A 21,272-nucleotide genomic window follows, 5' to 3' on the forward strand; every position below is an offset into this window, starting at 1 on the left:
AGACAACAAATAATTAAAACAATAAACTCCAATGGGAAGAGCATTTGAATATCGTAAAGCAACAAAGCTGAAAAGATGGGGGCACATGGCCCGTACATTCACGAAGATCGGCAAACAAATCGCTATTGCGGTGAAAGCCGGAGGGCCCGATCCGGAAAATAATCCGCATCTCCGCGCTATCATACAGACTGCAAAGCGCGAGAACATGCCGAACGATAACGTGCAGCGCGCCATTAAAAACGCAATGGGCAAAGACCAAAGCGAATATAAAGAGATGACGTATGAAGGATACGGCCCTCATGGGATTGCCATCTTTGTAGACGCCGCTACGGACAATACAACCCGAACGGTGGCGAACGTGCGTGCAGTTTTCAACAAATTCAGCGGCAACCTCGGCACAATGGGCTCGCTGTCTTTCTTGTTCGACCACAAATGCGTGTTCACTTTCAAGAAGAAAGACGGCGTAGACATGGATGAGCTGATACTTGAGCTGATCGATTTTGGGGTAGACGATGATTACGATGTCGACGAGGAAGAGGGCGAGGTTACCATTTATGGCGATCCGAAAAGCTTCGGCGACATTCAGAAATATCTTGAAGACAACGGCTTTGAGGTAAAAGGAGCCGAATTTACGCGCATTCCGAACGATTTGAAAGATGTTACGCAGGAGCAGCGCGAGACGATCGATAAGATGGTAGATTTACTCGAAGACGACGATGACGTGCAGAATGTATACACGAACATGAAACCGGCAGAAGAATAATCTTCACCCTCCTTCTCCGTTAGTTTCATAATCAGAAATAAATCATTGCAGACTGTCTTGTATACGGGCGGCCGATTTGACGCAACTGATGTAAAGGAACATTCAAGGCAGTATACAAACTCGGTGCATGCTCACTTAATGGTTGCATTTACTCATCAAGGAGCGTGAGGAGCATGTCTATGAAGGCAGTATTGTTCTTGTACCACATATGTTTCGATGTATAGATTCTGTGTATGTGATGGATATACGTTTATTGAAAAATTTTAGGGAGTTAAATACACGTTTGAGCATAACATTGTTTTGTTTCCTAAATACAATTTGGGTTACCGGACAGGAAATAAACTGTAATAAGGCTAATGTGAGTTTGATGCCTTCAATTGCAGCAGGAGATGCCGTAATGCATCTTCATGTTTCAATGGATATACAGACGAATACTATAGCTGACACTTTGGTTCTGGAAACTTCCGTAAAGATCGGCGGCAAGGATATAGACAGCGGCGTGTCTTTGGCTCCATACAACTTGGTCGTGACGAATTTTTATAATGTGAGGGATACTATAGAAGCTAATGTCAGGAATATATCTGGAACAATGCCTTTCTGTGACAGACAGGAAATACGAATTATTAAAGGCTGCCATTCACGCTTTTACCTTGATTATGATGTGACCGGAACCGGCTTGTTCTTTAGTTTGCTGAAATCTAATGGAACCAATATATATGAGTTTAGTAAAGAGCTGGAGTCAGTCTTCCCTAACAATGTAAATATTAAGGCTTGGGAAATAAAAGCCCCTGATAATTACTACGTCATAAGAAGCTATGATGAGGGTATGGATGGAAATATGGATGAATTGCTGTTCGTTAATAAGAACTATGTTGCATTGGATTCGTTTATGTTCTTAGGAACAAAGGTTAGGCTTTACAGTATTCTTACTGAACCATCTTCGAAAGCCAACCAAATAAAAAACGAATTGAGGCGAGCATTCAGAAAATTATATAAATTGTCCCCATTTAAGAAAGATTTCACGATTCTGCGTGTGTTATACAGGGCTGGTGGACTCGGTGCGGGACATAGTATAAATGATATATGCATAGTTGACATTGACCTAAACTCCATATCGGTATTTCACGAATGTCTGCATTCGATCTTCGAAAACGATTTTGCCTCACAAAAGAAAGGGCAGTTCTTTGTTAGCGAGAGTATTATAGAATGGCTCTCCCGATATTTTACGGGTAAAGAGAACACGACAAAGTGGAAAAAAACATGCGATACTCCGATTTATGATTTGGAGGAAGATGATTCGAATACAGCCTGCCAGATATATGGAAGAGGACCCGAAATAATAGATGATGTCGCAAGGATGGTCGGTGCTGATAAATTAGCATTATGCCTTATCGACTTTTTAGATTCTTCCAGAGGAAAAGTCGTGGATTATGATATGTTGATAGAATATCTGAATACCCATATTTCTAGACGTGCGGTAGCACTGATGGATAGGGCAGTAAAAGGAATATAGATCTAAAAAAATACCTTGGTGTATAGCACCTGTGTCTCAAACACGTGTAAGCGGAGCAATCTTGGGATGTCTTTGTGGTTTTATACCGTTCCAATATATTTTACCTTTGCGATGACTTCAACTATATTGAGGAGCATCTGTTTTTCTCTCTGAAGTATCCGAATGACGGGTATATCTACTTTGTTATTAACTTTCGACTTATCTTTATCTCGTGAGGGAAGTCGGGATTCGTGATGTCGGTTTCCTGCAGCGCTTTGGTCTGCTTCCTCGTTGTCTTGACGTCGATCTTTGTCAAAGTACTTACAATGTGGCATGCGGTGCATAGCTCATTATCATGGATGAAGACGAGGTTCGTCTTCCCCTTAACCTCCGGTTGATACGCAGATACTGGCATTGCGGTTGGAATATCTGCCGAAACTGAAGGAGGGAGACCTAACAGGACAACCGCTCTCTAATGCCGCAAGCTTTGCCCACGATACTTAACTTGGCAGTCATTACACTTCGGCTACAATAACAGGGAAAGACAAGCTTATCTGTCATTGTTTTAGTTTTACCTTTTTCTTTCACCGATTGCATTCCTCCTTTTCTCTCCCGTTCAGCCTTGCAATGTTTGATAATGGCTTCTGCTATCGGATGCAAGGGCACGACAAACTCCACCTTTGTCTTCTGCCGTTCCTTGCGGATGTACTTCTGTCCGCCCGCTGCCGTTTGGATATGTCCATATTGCAGATGCTCCATGTCGGCAATAGCCAAGCCTGTAAAGCAAGCGAAGATGAACATCAGCCTTGCCTGTTCTGCCTCCTTGTCGTTTACTTTCAAAGCCATGAGTTTGGCCACATCGCTCTTTTGCAGAAAACGTATCTTCTGTTCCGGTTTCTCGTGCTTGGTGTTCTCAAAGGGATTGTACCTGATAATCCTCTGGATGACCACACGGGTACATCGACATCTCTGCCCGACATCTTCCTGTTGATATGGAACATATAATTAATTGGACAAATGAGTCTAGTCAATTGGACAAACGTGTCCAATTAATTATCCAAATCTGTCCAATTGATCACGTAAATGTATATCTTGAATGTACTTCTCATTGTCTTGATGGTTTTGAATAAATGGATAAGAAATAAAGAAACAGAGGGATTAAATGGCCAATTGCAAGTCTTCGGTAAAAGAGAGGAAGCGGCCGAACTCCTCAAAGAACTTTTGCGGCGTTACCTTTGCATAGCGTTCGGTCATACTTACGTTCGTATGTCCGAGCATCTTGCTCACCGTTTCGATGGGTACGCCCTGTTCAAGTTGATGAGCGTTGCAAAAGTGTGCCGTGCTATATGCGTGATAAAGGGAAAAGAAATACAGGAAAGTTTACAACTATACTTTGAGTGCTTCAGCGAGGAACTTTGGAGTGAACCCTAAGGGACTTCGGGCCACTTCTTCGGGAGAGCCGGTGGCAAGAACGGTCCCGCCGCCGCGTCCGCCTTCGGGTCCCATATCGATGATGTAATCGGCCAGTTTTATTACGTCGAGATTATGTTCGATGATAATAACGGTGTTACCTTTATCTACGAGTTTTTGCAGAACATTCATCAGGATGCGGATGTCTTCGAAATGGAGGCCTGTGGTGGGCTCGTCAAGAATATAAAGCGTTTTGCCCGTATCGCGTTTGGATAATTCTGTGGCGAGTTTTACGCGTTGGCTTTCGCCGCCGGAGAGTGTTGTGGAGGATTGTCCGAGTTTGATATATCCTAATCCGACGTCTTGAAGAGTTTTGATCTTTTGCAGAATGTTGGGTACGGTTTCGAAGAATTCTACAGCTTGGTTGATGGTCATATCGAGCACATCGGCAATGGATTTGCCTTTATAACGTACTTCGAGCGTTTCGCGATTGTAGCGCTTACCGTGGCAGACCTCGCAAGGGATCATTACATCCGGCAGGAAATTCATCTCGATGGTTTTGTATCCGTTGCCTCCACATGCCTCGCATCGTCCGCCTTTCACATTGAAAGAGAAGCGTCCGGGCTTGTATCCTCTGATTTTAGCCTCGGGCAAATTAACGAACAGAGAGCGTATATCGCTGAATACACCTGTGTAAGTAGCGGGATTGGAGCGCGGTGTACGGCCGATAGGACTTTGGTCTACGTTCACTACCTTATCTATGTAATCGATGCCTTCGATCTTCTTGTATGGCATAGGCTTTTTGAGCGATCGATAGAAATGGTGCGAGAGGATGGGCTGCAATGTTTCGTTGATAAGAGTAGATTTCCCTGAACCGGAGACACCTGTTACTATGATCAGCTCTCCAAGGGGGAAACTTACGTCTATATTCTTCAGGTTATTACCACAAGCCCCAATGATGCGGATATGTTTACCATTGCCTTTTCTCCGATAGACGGGGAGAGGCGCGGTGTCGTCTTTGTTAATATCTCTTATTCTCGGAAGATCTATCTTTAGTTCTCCATTCAAATATTGCGAAGTAATGGTGTGTTGTTTGAGCATATCTTTCGGTGTGCCTTGAAATACAACTTCGCCACCTTTGCGTCCGGCCTTAGGGCCGATGTCGACAATATAATCGGCAGCCAACATCATATCTTTATCGTGTTCTACAACAATAACGGTATTGCCAAGGTCTCTAAGTTCTTTCAGGGAATTGATAAGCCGCTCGTTATCTCGCTGATGCAGACCGATACTTGGTTCGTCGAGTATGTATAATACATTTACGAGTTGGCTTCCTATCTGTGTGGCAAGACGTATGCGCTGGCTTTCTCCACCCGAGAGGGTAGCCGATTGCCGATTGAGGGCCAAATAATCCAGTCCAACTTCAAGCAAGAAGTTTACCCTTGTCAAGAGTTCTTTCACTATTTCAGAAGCAATCTTCCTTTGTTGAGCATCCATATGTTCTTGCACATGTTCGAGCCAAAGCCGCAAGTCTGTCATATCCAAATCGGCAACTTCGGATATATTCTTTTCCCATATCTTATACGACAGCGATTCCGGTTTGAGCCTCATCCCATGACATTCCGGACATAAGGCTGTACCAAGAAATTGGTCAGCCCACTTCTGACCGGCAGTGGAATCATCGTTTTCAATAACTGTGCGTAAATACTTGACGACACCGTCAAAAGTAACAAAGTAATCTGATGATGTATGTACCAGTTCTTTACTGATCTTTACATTTTCGAGAGTGCCGTAGAGAATTTCGTCTACTGCCTCTTGTGGGATATTCTTGAATGGGGTTTTCAATGTACATTCATATTTTTGCAATATGGCATCAAGCTGCCAGAATATCATTTGGTTTTTATATTTGCCGAGAGGAACGATAGCTCCCTCGTAAATACTTAGTTTGTTATTGGGAATAACTTTGTTTAGATCGATCTCGTTCACATATCCCAATCCTTTACAATGTGGACAAGCTCCTTCTGGAGAATTGAAAGAAAAGATGTTGGGAGCAGCCTCACCATACGAAATTCCTGTTGCAGGATCCATCAGTCGTTTGGAGAAATTACGCACTTTTTCCGTATCTTTATCCATAATCATAATAACGCCTTCGCCTTGTTTCATTGCCGTTTGTACACTTTTTTTGAGCCTTTCGTTGTCTTTGTTTTGTACTTGCAGCTTATCGATAACAACTTCTATGTTATGGTTTTTGTAGCGGTCTACTTTCATGCCTCGTACGATTTCTTTGACTTCTCCATCTATGCGAATATAAAGATACCCCTTTCGGCGCATGCTTTCAAATAATTCACGATAGTGTCCCTTACGTTGACGTACGAGCGGGGCAAGGATATAAATGGACTTCTCTGCATAATCGGTCATAATCATATCCAATACCTTCTCCTCCGTATACTTTACCATTTTCTCACCGGAAAGATAACTATATGCTGTTCCAGCACGTGCATAAAGTAGACGTAGGTAATCATATATTTCGGTAGTGGTACCAACAGTCGACCTCGGATTTTTATTGGTAGTTTTCTGTTCGATACTGATAACAGGGCTCAACCCCGTGATTTTATCAACATCGGGACGCTCCATGTTTCCGAGGAAATTACGTGCGTAAGCAGAAAAGGTTTCGATATAACGTCGTTGTCCTTCGGCAAAAATCGTGTCGAAAGCAAGAGAAGATTTGCCAGAACCGGATAGACCGGTGATTACAGTTAAAGAATTTCGCGGAATTACTACATCTACATTTTTAAGATTATGTACACGTGCTCCCCAAACATATATTTTTTCGTCTTCACGATCCATTTGCCAATTCCTATTTGAAAGATTAATTGTAGGATTTTTCTTTCCGAATATTTTCGGATGATATCAATTATTTCCTGATGTCGAGTTTGTGCCTTCTGTATATCCGCGTAATAAATTCACATCTCTCTTGATATTGAATGTACGCCCGTCGGCACCCTTTGCTTTCACTAAGCAGAAGTAAACGCCTTGTTTTACATCTTGTCCTTTATATTTACCATCCCATCCTTCAGACGGATTTGTCCATTCGTAAAGCAACTGTCCCCAACGGTTGTATATATAAGCATGGAAATCTGTAATACTCTGAAAACCATCTTTGGCTTTGTAAATATCGTTGATGCCATCTCCATTCGGTGAGAATGCATTGGGAAATTCAAGTTTGCTTTCGGATATTGAAACTGTGATAGGCACATTCTCTGCCCAATATTCTTTTGTAAAAGCAACAGTGTCTGTACCTTGGGTGAATATAGCGTAAAGTATAATTCTATGGGTTCCTGCGGATGTGAATGTGTATTCGGTATCTTGCTCATATCTGACAAGATAAGGAGAATTTTCTCCTTCTTTTGTAAAACGCCATTCATAATATGTTGTCCAGCCATTGGTGTTCTCGGCATTCGCTTTAAATTGTGCGACTATAGGGGCAGAACCTTGAAATGAGGTGACATCTTCAGCGGCTTCACCTGTCGAAGGAGTGAAAGTACCTGTAGGATTGATGGATGGCATTTGCTGTGCATCAACATTCAAGGTGCTTACAGCTAATATGATAGACAGAATAAATTGAAATTTCATTTTGAATGAATAATAATAATGCAAAAATACTCAATAAAGTTGATTTAGCCACTCTTTTTTTGTATTTTTGCACACATAATACGAAATAAATCATGTTATGAAATATATTTTAAGGTACTTTTTAACTTTAATATTTATCAGTTGTATTTCTTGGAGCTTTGCCCAAACCAAGACATGGCGCGAGATATATAAAGTTAAAAAGAAGGATACTATTTTCGGTATTGCAAGAAAATACGATATATCCATTATGGAATTGATGGATGCCAATCCTGATATGAAGCTCGAAGGCTATTCTTTAAAAAAGGGAGATAATGTTTATATTCCTTATGCAAAGGATAAGAAAGTGGAAACGAAAGTGCCTGTTGTTTCTGAAAAGATAAAAAGGAGCACCGATGATATTCGCAAACGGGCAGTGCATATCGGTATTATGTTACCTTTACATGATGCAGATGGCGATGGTAAACGTATGGTGGAATATTACCGAGGTATATTAATGGCATGCGACAGTTTAAAGAAAGAAGGAATATCTACAACCGTTTCTGCTTGGAATATTCCTCAAGAAGCTGATATAACACAAACACTTGCCGCCGATGGAGTAAAAGATTGTGATATTATCTTTGGCCCACTATATACGAAACAGGTAAAACCTCTTGCGGGTTTTTGTAAGAAAAATGACATTATGATGGTGGTGCCATTCTCTATATCGGGCAACGATATTGCTTCCAATCCTGAGATGTTTCAAGTATACCAATCGCCCGAATTGTTTAATGATATGGTATTAAACGCTTATATGGAACGCTTTTCCGGTTATCATGCTGTATTTGTAGACTGTAATGACACAACAAGTAAGAAAGGCGTATTTACATATAGCCTGCGTAAACGCCTTGAGTCGAAGGGTTTGAAATACAGCATAACGAATTTGAAGTCAAGTGAGGTGAATTTTGCAAAGGCTTTTAGCCGCACCCAACCTAATATTGTTATTTTGAATACAGGCCGTTCACCGGAACTAAATGTCGCTCTTGCCAAATTAGATGGACTGAAAGTAAATGAGCCTTCTATATCTATATCACTGTTCGGCTATACGGAATGGCTGATGTATACGAAGGTTTATCTAAATTATTTTTATAAATACGACGCTTATATCCCAACTTCATTTTATTATAATGCTGTGGATAGGAAGACGCAACATTTGGAAAACGGTTATCGCCATTGGTTTAAAACCGACTTACAATATGCATTGCCAAGATTTGCCGTCACCGGTTATGATCATGCAAACTTTTTTATTAGGGGGTTGCACCTACAGGGAAAAACATTTAGCGGTAGCAAGTATGCTGTCAGATATAAGGCTTTGCAGACTCCTCTTAACTTTAAGAAATTAGGAAGCGGTGGGGGAGCCGTGAATAGAAACTTTATGTTGATACACTACAATCGTAACCAGACGATTGAATCAATTACCTATTAATTATGAATATGCGCAAATACGCAATCATACTATTTATGACTGTTTCGCTAAGTGCAACAGCACAGATTGGACAGCATCGTAACGATTTGTCGATAGGTGTAAATGGCGGTTATGCCATGAGCAATGTCGGTTTTACGCCCAAGGTTACTCAAGGAATGCACGGAGGCATTACTGCCGGTCTTTCTTTACGCTATGTATGCGAAAAGTATTTCAGTACAATATGCTCGATCTATACGGAAATAAATTACGCACAAATAGGATGGAAAGAGCGAATAGTTGATATTACAAATGCACCTGTAATTAATGCGGAAACCGGCTTGGCAGAGAAATACAGTCGTACCTTAAATTATATTCAGATACCTGTATTTGCCCATCTTGCTTGGGGAAAAGAACATAAGGGAATTCAATTCTTTTTTCAGGCAGGACCTCAATTCGGTTATCTGCTTAGTGAAAGCACAAAGGCTAACTTCGATGTTGCTAAACCTAATTTAACCGATCGCTCCAATAAGGAAATATCGCAATATTCCATGCCTGTAGAGCATAAAATAGATTACGGGATAGTTGCCGGAATTGGTATGGAATATACTATACCCAAGGTTGGGCATTTTCTTTTAGATGGTCGTTATTACTATGGACTTGGAAATATTTACGGCGATTCCAAGCGCGATTATTTTGCTAAATCCAATTTAAGCAATATTGTTGTGAAACTGACCTACCTTTTCGATATAACTAAAACAAAATAATAATAAAACTATGTTTGAAAATCAACCTAAAGGTCTTTATGCTTTAGCATTGGCCAATACTGGCGAGAGATTCGGTTATTATACGATGCTCGCGATTTTTACGCTATTCCTGCAGGCTAAGTTCGGATACGATGAATCGGAAGCCATCAAAATTTATTCAGGCTTTTTGGCCGGTGTATATTTCCTACCTTTGCTGGGAGGCATCCTTGCAGACAAGTTCGGATACGGCAAGATGGTTATATCCGGCTTTTTGGTCATGTTCATAGGTTACTTACTGCTTGCCATCCCTACTGCTGCCGATAACAGTGGTTATTGGATTATGATAGGAGCTTTGTCGCTCATTGCATTAGGTACCGGACTTTTTAAAGGTAATTTGCAGGTGATGGTTGGTAATCTGTACGACGATAAGCGCTATAGTACCAAGCGAGATACAGCCTTTTCGCTGTTTTATATGGCCATCAACATCGGTGCAATGTTTGCCCCTACGGCTGCAACAGCCATCACCAATTGGATGATGGGCAAAGACGGATTTATTTATGATGGGCGCGTTCCGGCCATTGCGCATCAGATTATCGATGGTAGTGCGTCGGAAGCAAACCGCCAATTGGTGCAGGGACTAATCGATAACCATAAGATTGCCACCCATTTTACGGGTGACTTAGTTACATTCTCCCATCAATATATCGACAGCCTTTCGCAGGCTTATAACTATGGTTTCGGTATCGCGTGTATTTCGCTCATCGTTTCGGCACTGATTTATTTTACATGTCGGCGTACATTCAAGCACATAGAAGGTAATTCGAAACAGATGGCAGCTGCGGCAAAAGATGGGAACGATGTAAATATGACGGAGGAGAAGCTCACTCCGGCAGAAACTAAACAGCGTATCATTGCCTTGATATTGGTGTTTATTGTAGTTATTTTCTTTTGGATGGCATTCCATCAGAACGGCGCGACGCTTACTTATTTCGCGCGCGATTATACGGCTAGCAGCGTTACCGGCCTTACCCGCATCGGTTTCAATGTGTGGAGTATTGCACTCATAGCGGTTCTTGTTTATGCTTTGTTTGCGGTATTCCAATCTAAAACAGGTAAAGCACGCATCATAGCAGGCGGGGTGAGTGCGCTATGTGTGACGGGTATCGGTGCTATTTATTTCGATATGGACAGCGTTGTGAACATACTTCCGCAACAGTTTCAGCAGTTTAATCCGTTCTTTGTAGTTGCTTTAACTCCTTTTTCGTTGCTTCTGTTCTCATGGCTTGCCTCGAAAGGTAAGGAGCCCTCGGCACCTCGCAAGATCGCATTAGGCATGCTTGTGGCAGCGGTGGCATATTGTTTACTCACATTCGGTAGTATTGGCATGCCTACACCGGCCGATTTAAAGACCGATGCAAACCTTCTTACCAATCCAGCTTCGCCCAATCTATTGATCAGCACCTATCTGATCCTTACGTTTGCCGAACTGTTATTGAGCCCGATGGGTATTTCTTTTGTCAGCAAAGTGGCACCTCCCAAACTCAAGGGAGCTATGATGGGGGGCTGGTTTGCCGCTACGGCAGTGGGTAACTATGCCGTTCAGGTGCCCGGACTCTTGTGGTTACACCTACCGTTGATTGCCATTTGGAGTATATTGATAGCACTCTGTTTGCTTGCGGCGCTGTTTATGTTCATTATGATGAAGCGTCTCGAGAAAGTTTGTTAGTCCAGATACTTCAATACTATCAATGAGGGAGAGTTCGTATATTATGAACTTTCCCTCATTTTGTGTTATTTCAATATATATCAGAAATATTCGTTTCCGCGTTGATATTCCGTTGCTATGCATGATATGGTAACTGTATGCTTTGGCGGGATATGGGGATAACGAACAATAGATAGTTGTTTTATGTTTAACAGACCTGATGTATGTTGTTGATACATAGCTGGTTTGCCGATAATAAACAGGTATAGTATCTGTTGTATCGATTACTTCTGTCGTCAGTATAGAGGTCGAGGGTACGTTCGCGCCACCTGATCAACAGACGCTTTTCCTAAAAAGGCGCGTAAAAACGGTACGTATATATGTATTATAATATGCACATGAAAGACAGATATGTGTATTCTAATTCCGGTACTCACAGTAATTGGGCAAGATGTAAAGAGAAAAATCAAATCACCGATGGGAAGAAAGTAAGCGTAGATAGTCTGCCGGTTATGAAGCATTACACCGAGGAATATTTGTACGAGAGGCGCATTGAATATTATTCGTTGCTGCAGAAATAGTCAAGTATGTAGTATAATTAGCCTGAATGTGCGCAAAGTGGAAACATGATTAAAAAATACTAATCTATTTGTACATGTGGCAATTATTTCCTATTTTTGACCATGAAAAGTAAAAACTTGTACAAGTGAAAAAACAGATATTTATAACTTTATTGCTATTATTCTCATTATATAGCTCTGCACAAAAGGTTACTTTGGGCTCTTGCATCACACATGACAAGGGTGTATATAAAGGCGAAATGGTTTCCGGAAAGCCGAATGGTAAAGGTAATACGCTTTGGAAAAACGGCGATACCTACGAAGGAGAATACGTAAAAGGTAAACGTCAGGGGTATGGTATTTATGCCTTTTCCGACGGGGAGAAATATGAAGGGCAATGGTATCAGGATCAGCAACACGGTAAAGGTACCTATTATTTTGCCAATAATAATAAATATGTGGGATTATGGTTCCGAGATTACCAACAAGGACATGGCACCATGTATTATTATAACGGCGATAGATATGAAGGAGAGTGGTATCAGGACAAACGTCAAGGTAAGGGGATTTATACTTTTGCGAGCGGTGCATATTACAAAGGGCAATGGGCAAACGATCAAAAAAGCGGCAAAGGCTTCTTTGATTGGGGAGACGGAACGACTTACGACGGCATGTGGATGAATAATCAGCGGTCGGGGAAGGGCGTAAACAGATATGCTGACGGCGATGTATATAACGGAGATTGGAAGAACGATATACAGAACGGACGCGGTGTATATAAGTTTCAAAACGGCGATGTATATGAGGGTGATTACAATCAGGGCGAGCGTACAGGCGAGGGAATTTTTAAGTATGCCAACGGTGATAAGTATACCGGTCATTTCAACGAAGGCGATAAAGAGGGAGCAGGAACATTGGCATGGAAAAACGGAGACTCGTATTCGGGCCAGTGGAAAAACGATAAACAGAATGGGCGCGGTAAACTTATCAAGCGAAACGGCGATGTGTTCGAAGGCAATTTTAAGAATGGAAAAATCGATGGAAACGTTGTTATCCATTATGCCGATGGCAGTAAATTCAAAGGAACATATAAGAACGGACTACGTAATGGGCCAGCTATAGAGGAAACCAAAGACGGAGTACGCTTTGAAGGTTCGTATTCTAACGATAGAAGAAACGGCAAATTCGTTGAGAAAGATCGTAACGGACAGATAACGAAAAAGGGACGTTATGAAAGCGGACGGCGTTTCGAAGAGTAATCAATAATAATCGTAGCAGACTATGGCAATGAAGAAAACATCGAAAAAAAACGCAGTTTTAAAAACTGCTATTAGGGATAAGCAAACCGAACATATAGGTTTGGTGAATAAAGACGCTTATCTTGAACCTTTTGAAGAGGCCATACGCGGACGGCATGAACATGCGCTGTGGAAGTTGAACGCACTGACTGGACAGGGAAAAAGAAGTTTATCAGACTTTGCAAATGGCTATAAATACTATGGACTCCATAAAGTTTCGCGCGGTTGGGTGTTCAGAGAGTGGGCACCTAATGCCACTGCAATATATTTGGTAGGCGATTTTAACGATTGGAAAGAGACCGACAAATTCAAGGCTACACGTATAGAAGGGACGGGAGATTGGGAGTTGAAACTTCCTGCCAAAGCTCTGAAGCACGGAGATCTGTATAAAATGCATGTATATTGGGAGGGTGGTTATGGAGAACGTATCCCTGCTTGGACGCAACGTGTTGTACAGGATGAGCATACTAAAATATTCTCTGCGCAGGTATGGGCGCCAAGTGTACCTTACGTATGGAAGAAAAATACTTTTCGTCCGAAGACTTCTCCGCTGTTGATATACGAATGTCATATCGGCATGAGCCAAGATGCCGAAAAGGTAGGAACCTACAAGGAATTTAAAGATAATGTGTTGCCGAGAATAGTCCGTGCCGGCTATAACTGCATTCAGATTATGGCTATTCAGGAACATCCGTATTATGGAAGTTTCGGATATCATGTAAGTTCTTTCTTTGCCCCGTCTTCTCGTTTCGGTACTCCGGAGGAGTTAAAGGAATTGATTGATACAGCTCATGCCAATGGCATAGCTGTAATTATGGACATTGTGCACTCTCATGCCGTTAAAAACGAAGTGGAAGGCCTCGGTAACCTTGCCGGCGATCCGAACCAATACTTCTATTCGGGTGATAAACATGAGCATCCTGCGTGGGACAGTCTTTGTTTCGATTACGGCAAAGATGACGTCATACATTTCCTTTTAAGCAATTGTAAATACTGGTTATCTGAATTCCATTTCGACGGTTTCCGCTTTGATGGTGTAACATCTATGCTTTATTATAGTCATGGACTGGGCGAAGCCTTTACAAATTACGGTGATTATTTCAACGGACACGAAGATGATAACGCCATTTGTTATCTTACACTTGCCAACAAACTTATCCATGAAGTGAACTCGCATGCCATTACTATCGCAGAAGAGGTAAGCGGAATGCCCGGGTTGGCAGCTAAGTTTGAAGATGGCGGATGTGGTTTTGACTATCGTATGGCCATGAATATTCCGGATTTCTGGATAAAAACTATCAAAGAATTACGTGACGAAGATTGGAAACCGAGCAGTATCTTTTGGGAGGTAAAGAACCGGCGTGCGGACGAGAAAACAATCTCCTATTGTGAAAGTCATGACCAAGCTCTTGTCGGAGATAAGACGATTATCTTCCGTCTTATTGATGCCGATATGTATTGGCACTTCAAGAAAGGGGATGAAAACGAGCGGGTACATCGCGGTATAGCTTTGCACAAGATGATACGTCTTGTTACTGCGTCGGCAATTAATGGGGGATATCTTAACTTTATGGGGAACGAATTCGGGCATCCTGAATGGATAGATTTCCCGCGCGAAGGTAATGGTTGGAGCTATAAATATGCAAGACGTCAGTGGAATTTGGTTGATAATAAAGACTTGGATTATCATTATTTGGCCGATTTCGATAGAGAAATGCTAAAAATAATAAAGAGTATACGCAATTTTAACAGAACTGCAATCAATGAAATTTGGCATAATGACGGCGATCAGATACTTTGTTTCATGAGGGGAGATTTGGTGTTTGTGTTCAATTTCTCGCCTACACGTTCTTATACAGACTACGGTTTTCTTGTGCCGACGGGTAGTTATAGCGTTGTATTAAATACGGATTCCAAGGATTTTGGCGGTAATGGATTGGCCGATGACACAATGACTCACTTGACAAACTATGATCCCCTTTATGTCAATGAGCACAAAGAATGGCTCAAATTGTATATTCCGGCACGTTCTGCAGTAGTATTAAAAAAGAATTAAAGATACGGATTTTGAATAATTATATGCGAAACTTCGGGAATAGCACAAAGGTAATAAGGCTTTCGTGTGCTATTCTTTTTATTGTTTTTACGTTCGTCTATCTGTATTATTATCAGGCAGACATTCTCGCTGTTGCCCAACATATCTTATCTTCTGGACGCACACAATACGACAGAAAGATAGGAGCTGTACTTATTACAATAGTACTTTACTTGCTTCACATCGGCATCGCTTCTGTGATAAAGACGGGGAAAATTGGTTATTCTTTGACGTTTTTCCCGTCATTGTTGGTGTTGGCTTTTATCACCGATATAGGAACTAAGTCAACCAATCAGATATGTTTCGGTGTCTCCGGATGGGCGTTTTTGTTGTTGAGCGTTGTTTATGGCATGCTTCTTTGGGCGTATTCTCGATTGAAGACTTTGAGTGAAAGCAGTTCGAATATTCTTTTTAACAGATTTGTATGGAGTGATTTCCTGATGATGTTCCTTATGTTTTTTATGGTAGGCACTGTGAGCAGTCATAACGAAGTATTTCATTATCGTGCCCATATGGAGCAAAGTCTGCTTGATAACGGCTATAATGAAGCGTTAGCTACGGGCAGAAATACGCTGCAGACAGACTCTTCGCTTACTATGTTGAGAGTTTTTGCCCTTTCTAAAAAGGGGACATTGGGTGAATATCTCTTCGAATATCCGCTGATAGGAAGTTCCAAAGCGATGCTTCCCTATAATAATGTAGGAACATTTATGTTGCCGGAAGCCATGATATACCGTAATGTGGGCGTTGTATTGAAGCAGAAGTTAAGCCCGTTGGAATACCTTGAATATATAGAAAAACATCATCTTGCAAAGAAAGCTGCCGCAGACTATCTGCTTTGCGGTTATCTGCTTGATAAGAAACTCGATGCTTTTGTAAATAACATATCGAAGTATTACGACATAAAGGGCTCATTGCCGAAGCATTATCGAGAGGCTTTGATTTTATATACCCATCTGCGTTCCAACCCGAAGATTGTCTATCATAGCAATGTGATGGATACGGATTTTCAAGATTTCCAAGATTTAAATCGTAAATATCCCAAACGGGCAGAACGAGTGAATGCCGTTCGGGATATCTATGGAAAAACCTATTGGTACTATTATCTATATGCTACTTCTTAACTTCTCGTAATGCTTTTACCCAATCGGTATCGACAGAGAATTGGGTTAGATATTTGGCATTATCTACATAGGCATAAACAGTTTCTTTGTCCATGTCGTTGAATAATGCGTTATGGGTTGTCGCATTCTTGAAGTTAGCCATAATTATTTCTTTTTCGTCTTTCTTCTTTGAGCTGGAAAGACGTTTGAGATAAAGGTTTACAAACTCGATCATAGCATTTGTCTGTTGCCCGAGTTCATACTCTGTAAACGTCTTCGATTCGGCAGCTTTCATCATCATATAATAAATAGCGTCCCATTTGAATGTTGCAATTTTCCTTTCCTCAATATCCTTGGTCGTATCGTTTTTAATCCTTTCTTGCTGCTTCATAATGTTTTTAACTTCCTTGAATATCTCTTGTGCAGACACATTAGAGACGGCCAACAGCCCCAGCACAATCATTACTACTATTTTCTTCATAATTCTCTTCATTTATATATTTTTGTTAATTAATTCTTTTGTGAATATAAACTATCACCGATACGGTAAATGTTCAATTCTTTATTCGGTCTTGGTTTCTATGTATAAAATCTTTCCATCCGTGGTAATGGTCTTCTGTCTGCGGCCTCCCCATTTGCATAAAGTGACAGTAAGCCGCCCCTAAAGCATCCGTTGCATCCATGAATTTCGGCATGTCGTTGCCGTTGATACGAAGCAATCGTTGCAACATACCGGCAACCTGCTCTTTGCTGGCCTGTCCTTGTCCGGTGATAGCCATTTTGATTTTCAGCGGTGCATACTCGTGGATTGGCACATCGTGGTGAATTGCAGCGGCGATAGCTACACCTTGTGCGCGTCCTAACTTGAGCATCGATTGCACGTTTTTGCCGAAGAACGGGGCTTCGATGGCCATTTCATCAGGCAGATATTCGTCGATAATACCGGTTACCCGATCGAAAATCTTGCCCAATCTGATATACGGATCAAGTTCCCGTCGCATATCTATAACTCCCATAGCTACCATTTGGGCAGTCCGGCCATAAACTCTGATAACTCCATAGCCCATAACATTGGTTCCGGGATCTATTCCTAATATAATTTTTTCAGCCTGTCTGCTGTCCATAATTTTCTTAAACATCTACCTATCCATATAAGGATTGCCTGCCAATTCTATGCCGATGGTTGTCTTATCGCCGTGCCCCGGGTAGATTACAGTATCATCCGGAAGCTGACATATCATTCTGATGCTCTGTATTATTTGGAACATTGAGCCGCCTTCCAAGTCTGTCCGTCCGATAGAGTAGTGAAAAAGAGTGTCGCCAGAGAATGCAACATGCTCCTTTTCACAATACAGGAAGATGCTGCCCGGCGAATGTCCCGGCGTTTCGATAATAGTAAATATATGGTTTCCGAAAGCGATAACATCCTTGTCGGTCAGGTATTTTCCGACCGGAGGCATATCGTATTCGAGCCTTACACCCGTAATCTGTTCTGCTTGAAAAGCCGCCTGTTCGATAAGAAACTTATCTGCGGCATGCATTTCCGCCCTTAATCCGAACTCTTCGAAAATGGTATTGTTGCCGAAGATGTGATCTATATGGCCGTGGGTAGCAACAAGATGTTTCGGAGTAAGTTCGTTCTTGCGGATATATTCCACAATGGCTTTCCTTTCGTTCGTATAATACGCTCCGCAATCTACAATGATACATTCCTTAGAGTCGTCGCTGACAATGTAGCAATTCTCTTGGAGCATGTTGCATACAATTCGCTTAATATTCAGCATATTCTATATTTTCAGTTACATACATATTCCAAGGATCAGAAAGGTAGATACACCACATTTTTCTTCTTGAACCATTCTTCTTGGAACCAATTGGCGATAGGAGTTATCTGAACGATATTTCTAAAAGGTCTAATCTCCGCAGTCAAGTCTCCTCCTTTTAGGCACAACAGCCCGTTGGGAAGCGGGTTAACCTGCTTAGACGAAATGTTTTTTCGGATTAATTTAGCCATATCGGGCAAGGACATTACGGCTCTGCTTACCACAAAATCGTATTTTCCCTTTTCGTTTTCGCCTCTCAAATGTTCCGTATCGACGTTTTTCAGACCGATATGGGCGGCAATCTCGGCTGCTACTTTTACTTTCTTGCCTATACTGTCTATTAGTTTAAAGCGGCAGTTAGGGAAAAGTATTGCCAACGGAATGCCCGGAAAGCCGCCGCCGGTACCCACATCAAGAACTGTTGTGCCCGAAACAAAGCTGATTTCTTTGGCTATTGCAAGCGAATGGAGCACATGATGTTCATAAAGATGATCGATATCCTTACGTGAAATAACATTTATTTTTGCATTCCATTCCTCGTAGAGCGGCGCAAGTTGTTCGAATTGATATTGCTGCTCGTCGGTCAGATTAGAGAAATATTTCCTGATGATTTCCATTGTCATTTAAGTAGTTTTCCGATTTCGCTTTTATCTATCTTTATCCTTATTTCGCCTACATCGTGCGGAGCGATCTCGTCTTCGCAGTAGATAAACGTAATAGCATCATCATCGATCATGAAGTTTTCGGGTACATATATGTAATCGTTGGCAAAGATATGTTTTTTCTTCAATTCATCAATACTGTCCAGATTGAAATTCTTCAACAGATGTTCGATAATAATATCTTTAAGAGTTGCATTGTAACCATCTACAAATAAGTCTTTTAAATTGATTGTACTACCGGTTTTCAGATCAATGTTTTTAACGAGTGTTTGATTAATCCCGTGCTCGCCTCCGGCATACATATAAAGTTTGGAGATATAAGTTAATACACCTTCAGACGGCATCTCAACGGATGTTTTCAGTATATAAGAACAATTATACGAGGCGGCATTCTGCCTGTCATCGCGGTATAAATCGCCATATTCTTTCTTATAATCAGCAATATATTGTGCGGCGAAAGCATGGACAGCTGCGTTCATGTTCGCCTGTTGGGGATTACCGATAAGATAATCCGACATTAAAATACCCGAATTGATTATCTCGTGATTGATTTTTTTATCGTTCTTTCCTTTCACATATATTACGTGCAACGACACGTCACATTTTGGGGAATGAGCCTCAGAAGTAAGCGCAATCGTAGAATCCACGCATATGGAGTCTATTTCCAATCCGCTTTTGTATATGTCGAACTTGTTTTTGTTACTACACGAACATACTAACAATGCCGTAAGGGCTATCGTTAACAGATACTTCATATTTATATATTTGCGGACAAAGGTACAAAATATTTACATACTGCTATGTTCTTATAAGATATTTTTAAGGTAAAAAACCATAACGTCAGCATGAGATGGGGAGATTATGTACGGCATGTAACGGCAATAGACATATCGTTTGTTTTGCTTATTTCACACATGCAACGATTATAGGGCTATGGGACAAGTAATAAAGAGCCGTAAGCGCACTATAATGAATGGTGATAATGGGTATTATAAGGGCACCGGAAAGAATGGGAAGAGAACTGTAATGCGTGTTCTCTTCCCTATAAAAATCAGTTTGCGCTCCTATAATCAGGCAAGTGGAACTCGTAGGATTTATCGAATACCTGACTTACCTTGTTAATCTCGAGGAGTGTTGTACCGCCGCCTTCTCCAAAGCTACCGCTCAAATATGCTATCTTATCTTCGAGTCCGATGTATCCCTTTTGGCGAAGCATACGGATTGCAGCAATGAAAGTGTGTTCAGGTGTGGTGTGTTCTTTTTGATATACCGGAATTACACCATAGCTCAAATTCAGCCAACGCTGCGTTTTTTCCTTGTAGCAGATGGCAAGTACAGGCGTAGGACCGCGAAATGCTGCCAGATTACGGGCCGTCTGTCCGGTTTCGCTGTCGGTGATAATTCCCTTGACTCCCAATTGTGTGGTAGATTCAATGGCAGAGTGAGCAAGGAATTCCCTTTGATCTTCGCATCCATCGATAAAGGGATTGATGTCGTTTGTACGTATCTTATCCTGTTCGGCCTGCTCTGCAATGCGCGCCATTGTCTGCACTGCTTCGAGAGGATATTTGCCCGAAGCGGTTTCACCACTCAACATAAGGGCATCGGTGCGATAGTAGATGGCATTCGCGATGTCGGTAACTTCGGCACGTGTGGGACGTGGATTGTTGATCATCGTGTGGAGCATCTGTGTTGCCACGATTACCGGTTTCTTCTTGATGGTACATTTACGGATGATTTCGCGCTGTATACCGGGAATACGTTCTATGGGCACCTCAATTCCCAAGTCGCCTCGGGCAATCATGATGCCGTAAGAAGCCTCGATAATTTCGTCGATGTTGTCTACACCTTCTTGGTTTTCAATCTTCGAGATGATTTTGATGTCGCTGTTATGCTCGTCGAGTATGTCTTGCACTGCTTTTACATCGGCAGCATTGCGTACGAAAGAATGGGCGATGAAATCGATGTCTTGTTCGATAGCAAATAAGATATTGTGCTTATCTTTCTCCGTTAATGCCGGAAGATCGATATGTTCACCCGGCACGTTTACACTCTTATGGGCACCCAGTTCACCGTCGTTCTGCACCTGTGCAACGAGCATAGGGCCAATGTTCTCGATCACTTTCATGTCTAAAGCTCCATCGTCGAAGAGTATATCGTCGCCTACTTTTACGTCTTTGGCAATATCAGCGTAGGAAACATTTACGATATCATGCGATGAATCCATCTCCGGACGACCGAAAACCTTAACTATATCGCCGGTCTTATATTTGATAGGTTCCGCCACATTGGTAGTTCGTACTTCCGGCCCTTTGGTATCGATGAGTATACCGATATGGGGCGAGACCTCTCGTACATTCTTTATAATGTTTTCCATGCCCTCCCGAGTGGCATGGGCAGTATTCATACGTACGACGTTCATTCCTGCAAAAAACAGTTTTCGTAGGAAATCGACATCACAATGCCTGTCGCTGATAGAGCATACTATCTTTGTTTGTTTCATTATATGTATGTTTTAATGACCTTTTATTTATTCTTATAATG

At 41.7% G+C, this 21,272-nt stretch carries 18 protein-coding genes and 2 pseudogenes; 9 read left to right on the top strand and 11 right to left on the bottom strand.

Annotated elements, in window-relative coordinates:
• The first annotated feature begins 31 nt into the window (after positions 1-31).
• Together HMPREF0663_RS09995 and HMPREF0663_RS10000 are read left to right on the top strand one after the other, a co-directional pair.
• Positions 32-763: a YebC/PmpR family DNA-binding transcriptional regulator gene (locus tag HMPREF0663_RS09995; RefSeq protein WP_004370388.1), complete on the top strand. Its 732-nt coding sequence runs from the start codon at positions 32-34 to the stop codon at positions 761-763.
• Between the two features lie 283 nt (positions 764-1,046).
• Positions 1,047-2,276 carry a hypothetical protein gene (locus HMPREF0663_RS10000; protein WP_143150407.1) on the top strand — a complete coding sequence of 410 codons (1,230 nt, stop codon included), beginning with the start codon at positions 1,047-1,049 and terminating at the stop codon, positions 2,274-2,276.
• Positions 2,277-2,451: 175 nt separating this feature from the next.
• Here the strand turns inward: HMPREF0663_RS10000 and HMPREF0663_RS12120 are convergent, their stop codons facing one another.
• The 5 genes and pseudogenes from HMPREF0663_RS12120 to HMPREF0663_RS10025 form a co-directional block, all read right to left on the bottom strand.
• A complete protein-coding gene (locus tag HMPREF0663_RS12120) occupies positions 2,452-2,670 on the bottom strand; it encodes a hypothetical protein (RefSeq protein ID WP_187115882.1) in 219 nt (72 codons plus the stop codon).
• A 44-nt stretch (positions 2,671-2,714) separates the two neighbouring features.
• Positions 2,715-3,209 (bottom strand): annotated as a pseudogene (locus HMPREF0663_RS10010) (site-specific integrase); the annotation flags it as partial.
• Between the two features lie 204 nt (positions 3,210-3,413).
• Positions 3,414-3,625, bottom strand: a pseudogene (locus tag HMPREF0663_RS11835) (tyrosine-type recombinase/integrase); the annotation flags it as partial.
• 16 nt (positions 3,626-3,641) lie between these two features.
• The gene (uvrA, locus tag HMPREF0663_RS10020) at positions 3,642-6,512 is read right to left on the bottom strand and encodes an excinuclease ABC subunit UvrA (protein ID WP_004370393.1); all 2,871 of its coding nucleotides are present in this window, start codon (positions 6,510-6,512) and stop codon (positions 3,642-3,644) included.
• A 63-nt stretch (positions 6,513-6,575) separates the two neighbouring features.
• Positions 6,576-7,298, bottom strand: coding sequence for a T9SS type B sorting domain-containing protein (locus HMPREF0663_RS10025; RefSeq protein ID WP_004370394.1), 723 nt, complete (start codon positions 7,296-7,298; stop codon positions 6,576-6,578).
• Positions 7,299-7,395: 97 nt separating this feature from the next.
• Between HMPREF0663_RS10025 and HMPREF0663_RS10030 the strand changes: the two genes are divergently transcribed.
• From HMPREF0663_RS10030 to HMPREF0663_RS10060, 7 genes are all read left to right on the top strand, one after another.
• Positions 7,396-8,760, top strand: a complete 1,365-nt coding sequence (locus HMPREF0663_RS10030) for a LysM peptidoglycan-binding domain-containing protein (RefSeq protein ID WP_004370395.1) — start codon at positions 7,396-7,398, stop codon at positions 8,758-8,760.
• 2 nt (positions 8,761-8,762) lie between these two features.
• Entirely contained in the window at positions 8,763-9,503 is a 741-nt protein-coding gene (locus tag HMPREF0663_RS10035) for a porin family protein (RefSeq protein WP_004370396.1), read from the top strand.
• Between the two features lie 10 nt (positions 9,504-9,513).
• Positions 9,514-11,208 (top strand): peptide MFS transporter, encoded by a 1,695-nt coding sequence (locus HMPREF0663_RS10040; RefSeq protein WP_004370397.1) that lies wholly within the window; start codon positions 9,514-9,516, stop codon positions 11,206-11,208.
• A gap of 359 nt (positions 11,209-11,567) precedes the next feature.
• The gene (locus HMPREF0663_RS10045; RefSeq protein WP_004370399.1) at positions 11,568-11,768 is read left to right on the top strand and encodes a hypothetical protein; all 201 of its coding nucleotides are present in this window, start codon (positions 11,568-11,570) and stop codon (positions 11,766-11,768) included.
• Between the two features lie 125 nt (positions 11,769-11,893).
• The gene (locus tag HMPREF0663_RS10050; RefSeq protein ID WP_004370400.1) at positions 11,894-13,006 is read left to right on the top strand and encodes a phosphatidylinositol-4-phosphate 5-kinase; all 1,113 of its coding nucleotides are present in this window, start codon (positions 11,894-11,896) and stop codon (positions 13,004-13,006) included.
• A 28-nt stretch (positions 13,007-13,034) separates the two neighbouring features.
• The gene (locus tag HMPREF0663_RS10055; RefSeq protein ID WP_374188038.1) at positions 13,035-15,101 is read left to right on the top strand and encodes an alpha amylase C-terminal domain-containing protein; all 2,067 of its coding nucleotides are present in this window, start codon (positions 13,035-13,037) and stop codon (positions 15,099-15,101) included.
• A gap of 11 nt (positions 15,102-15,112) precedes the next feature.
• Positions 15,113-16,264, top strand: coding sequence for a DUF6057 family protein (locus tag HMPREF0663_RS10060; protein ID WP_231375141.1), 1,152 nt, complete (start codon positions 15,113-15,115; stop codon positions 16,262-16,264).
• On the opposite strand, the gene HMPREF0663_RS10065 is transcribed toward HMPREF0663_RS10060, so the two are convergent.
• The 6 genes from HMPREF0663_RS10065 to pyk form a co-directional block, all read right to left on the bottom strand.
• Positions 16,254-16,724 (bottom strand): hypothetical protein, encoded by a 471-nt coding sequence (locus HMPREF0663_RS10065; RefSeq protein ID WP_016665126.1) that lies wholly within the window; start codon positions 16,722-16,724, stop codon positions 16,254-16,256. The genes HMPREF0663_RS10060 and HMPREF0663_RS10065 overlap by 11 nt on opposite strands.
• A 73-nt stretch (positions 16,725-16,797) precedes the next feature.
• Complete coding sequence (ruvC, locus tag HMPREF0663_RS10070) at positions 16,798-17,367, bottom strand: crossover junction endodeoxyribonuclease RuvC (RefSeq protein WP_016665125.1); 570 nt, start codon at positions 17,365-17,367, stop codon at positions 16,798-16,800.
• 15 nt (positions 17,368-17,382) lie between these two features.
• On the bottom strand, positions 17,383-18,027 hold the full coding sequence (locus HMPREF0663_RS10075) for an MBL fold metallo-hydrolase (RefSeq protein WP_004370405.1): 645 nt from the start codon (positions 18,025-18,027) through the stop codon (positions 17,383-17,385).
• A gap of 35 nt (positions 18,028-18,062) precedes the next feature.
• On the bottom strand, positions 18,063-18,689 hold the full coding sequence (gene rsmG, locus HMPREF0663_RS10080) for a 16S rRNA (guanine(527)-N(7))-methyltransferase RsmG (RefSeq protein WP_004370406.1): 627 nt from the start codon (positions 18,687-18,689) through the stop codon (positions 18,063-18,065).
• Positions 18,686-19,483 carry an RsiV family protein gene (locus HMPREF0663_RS10085; RefSeq protein WP_004370408.1) on the bottom strand — a complete coding sequence of 266 codons (798 nt, stop codon included), beginning with the start codon at positions 19,481-19,483 and terminating at the stop codon, positions 18,686-18,688. The genes rsmG and HMPREF0663_RS10085 overlap by 4 nt, the downstream gene beginning before the upstream one ends.
• A 296-nt stretch (positions 19,484-19,779) precedes the next feature.
• Complete coding sequence (gene pyk, locus HMPREF0663_RS10090; RefSeq protein ID WP_004370410.1) at positions 19,780-21,231, bottom strand: pyruvate kinase; 1,452 nt, start codon at positions 21,229-21,231, stop codon at positions 19,780-19,782.
• Between the last annotated feature and the right edge of the window lie 41 nt (positions 21,232-21,272).

The organism is Hoylesella oralis ATCC 33269 (genome assembly GCF_000185145.2).
Taxonomy (GTDB): Bacteria; Bacteroidota; Bacteroidia; order Bacteroidales; family Bacteroidaceae; genus Prevotella; species Prevotella phocaeensis.

Coding starts and splice junctions, on each gene's coding strand:
- HMPREF0663_RS10030 (WP_004370395.1), top strand. CDS start 7,396: ATGAAATATATTTTAAGGTACTTTTTAACTTTAATATTTATCAGTTGT.
- HMPREF0663_RS10065 (WP_016665126.1), bottom strand. CDS start 16,724: ATGAAGAAAATAGTAGTAATGATTGTGCTGGGGCTGTTGGCCGTCTCT.
- HMPREF0663_RS12120 (WP_187115882.1), bottom strand. CDS start 2,670: ATGCCAGTATCTGCGTATCAACCGGAGGTTAAGGGGAAGACGAACCTC.
- uvrA (WP_004370393.1), bottom strand. CDS start 6,512: ATGGATCGTGAAGACGAAAAAATATATGTTTGGGGAGCACGTGTACAT.
- rsmG (WP_004370406.1), bottom strand. CDS start 18,689: ATGACAATGGAAATCATCAGGAAATATTTCTCTAATCTGACCGACGAG.
- HMPREF0663_RS10075 (WP_004370405.1), bottom strand. CDS start 18,027: ATGCTGAATATTAAGCGAATTGTATGCAACATGCTCCAAGAGAATTGC.
- HMPREF0663_RS09995 (WP_004370388.1), top strand. CDS start 32: ATGGGAAGAGCATTTGAATATCGTAAAGCAACAAAGCTGAAAAGATGG.
- HMPREF0663_RS10035 (WP_004370396.1), top strand. CDS start 8,763: ATGAATATGCGCAAATACGCAATCATACTATTTATGACTGTTTCGCTA.
- HMPREF0663_RS10025 (WP_004370394.1), bottom strand. CDS start 7,298: ATGAAATTTCAATTTATTCTGTCTATCATATTAGCTGTAAGCACCTTG.
- ruvC (WP_016665125.1), bottom strand. CDS start 17,367: ATGGACAGCAGACAGGCTGAAAAAATTATATTAGGAATAGATCCCGGA.
- HMPREF0663_RS10085 (WP_004370408.1), bottom strand. CDS start 19,483: ATGAAGTATCTGTTAACGATAGCCCTTACGGCATTGTTAGTATGTTCG.
- HMPREF0663_RS10045 (WP_004370399.1), top strand. CDS start 11,568: ATGTATTATAATATGCACATGAAAGACAGATATGTGTATTCTAATTCC.
- HMPREF0663_RS10055 (WP_374188038.1), top strand. CDS start 13,035: ATGAAGAAAACATCGAAAAAAAACGCAGTTTTAAAAACTGCTATTAGG.
- HMPREF0663_RS10040 (WP_004370397.1), top strand. CDS start 9,514: ATGTTTGAAAATCAACCTAAAGGTCTTTATGCTTTAGCATTGGCCAAT.
- pyk (WP_004370410.1), bottom strand. CDS start 21,231: ATGAAACAAACAAAGATAGTATGCTCTATCAGCGACAGGCATTGTGAT.